This window comes from Sphingomonas sp., assembly GCF_048594985.1.
Classification (GTDB): Bacteria; Pseudomonadota; Alphaproteobacteria; order Sphingomonadales; family Sphingomonadaceae; genus Sphingomonas_I.
The window spans coordinates 1-1859 of record NZ_JBMDXG010000024.1 but is presented as its reverse complement, the minus strand read 5'-3'; the positions used below and the strand labels follow the sequence as shown (position 1 = coordinate 1859).

Here is a 1859-nt window from a genome sequence, read left to right as displayed (position 1 = left end):
GGCCGCGAATATCGGCGGCGGATCGGGCGTGCTGACGGTCAACCTGCGCGGCCTCAATCAGCCGGGCGCGCAGAGCCCCTCTTCATCACGCAGCCTCGTCCTCGTCAACGGCCGCCGCTTCATCCCCGCCAATTCCGGCGGCGAGGTCGATCTGGCATCGATTCCCGATTCGCTCATCAAGCGGGTCGAGATCATCACCGGCGGCGCCTCGGCCGTTTACGGCTCGGACGCGATCGCGGGCGCGGTGAACTTCATCCTCAACGATCGGTTCCAGGGGCTCGAGGCCTCGATCCAGTCCGGCATCACCAGCCGCGGCGACGCCCCTAGCTACAAGGCCGATTTCACCTTCGGCGCGAGCACCGACGACGATCGCGGCAACGTGGTGGTCGCGGCGACGTGGGCGAAGCAGCTGCCTTTCTACCAGAATGCCCGGCGCTTCAGCGCAACGCCGCTTGCCGAGATCAACGGCAACCTCGTCTATTCGGGATCGGGCAACATCCCGGGCACCCGCGTCGGCCTGAGCGCCGCGCAGCTGGGCCGCCTCGTGGGCGTCAACGTCACCCCGACCCCCGGCTGCTCCAACATCACCGGCATCCGCTTCGGCGCCAACGGCACGCCGCTGCCTTACTGCCAGCCGCAGGACACGTATAATTACGCACCATTCAATTACCTTCAGCGTCCGCAGGAGCGCCGGAACGTCTCGGCGCTCGCGCACTATGACCTCACCGACAATATCACGGCTTATGGCGAGGCTTTCTACATCAACTCGAAGAACGATCAGCGCCTGGCGCCAGATTCGTTCGCGCCCGTAACGCCGGGCGCCGCGTCGCAGACTTTGCTCGTCCCGAATTACGCGACCAACCCCGGTCTGCCGGTCGCGGTGCGCGACTTCTTCGTGGCGAATCGGGGCATCTTCGATGCGGACGGCGACGGTACGGCGGCGGTCGTTGGCGCGGGTCGTCGCGCCGACGAGCTTGGCACGCGCGACTCTTTCTACGAGCGTAACCAGCTGGCGCTCACCGGCGGCCTGCGCGGCGAGATCAACCTGCTCGACAACAATTGGCGCTGGGACGTCTTCTACCAGTATCAGCGCAACCGCACGGACACGCGGGCCGAAGGCGTCATCTCCCAGACCCGCCTCAGCCTGGGTCTGGACACCGTGACAAACAGCGCGGGCCAGGTCGTGTGCCGCAATCCGATCCTCGGCTGCGTGCCGGTCAACATCTTTGGCCTGAATGCGATCACGCCAGAGGCGGGCGTCTTCATCACGCCGAGCCGCCGGTCTTCCGACGAGTTCGTGCGCCAGGTGGTCGGCGGATCGCTCAGCGGCGTCCTGTTCGAACTGCCGGCGGGGCCGGTATCGGTCGCGGTCGGCGCGGAATATCGCAAGGACCGCTACGCATTCAATCCGAGCCCGCTCGATCTTGCGCGCGAATATGGCGTGAACTCGCAGAACGCGCTTGCCGGTTCGTTCGACGTGAAGGAGCTGTTCGGCGAACTTCGCGTGCCCATCCTGGGCGACATGCCGTTCGTCGAGACGCTCGCTTTCGAAGGGGCTGCGCGTTTCTCCGATTACTCGACCGTCGGCAGCGTCTTCACCTGGAAGGCGGGCGGCGAATATGCGCCTGTCCGCTGGGTGCGCATCCGCGGCGCGTATAACGTCGCCATCCGCGCGCCGAACATCGGCGAACTCTATTCGGCCCGTTCGATCGGCTATGTCGGCGGTGCCGATCCCTGCGCGCGAACCTCCGCCACATCGGACAGCCGTAGCGCTGCGGTGAAAGCGATCTGCGTCGCCACCGGCGTCCCGGCCGCCGACATCGACAACTTCTATCAGTCGGCACTCGGCATGCAGCAGC

1 protein-coding gene is annotated in these 1859 nt (G+C 66.1%); it reads left to right on the top strand.

Going from position 1 to position 1859, the window contains the following annotated elements; all coding sequences use genetic code 11:
- The coding region (locus tag ACOJSF_RS00810) for a TonB-dependent receptor domain-containing protein (protein WP_420140344.1) at window positions 1-1859 on the top strand (1859 nt) is incomplete at both ends.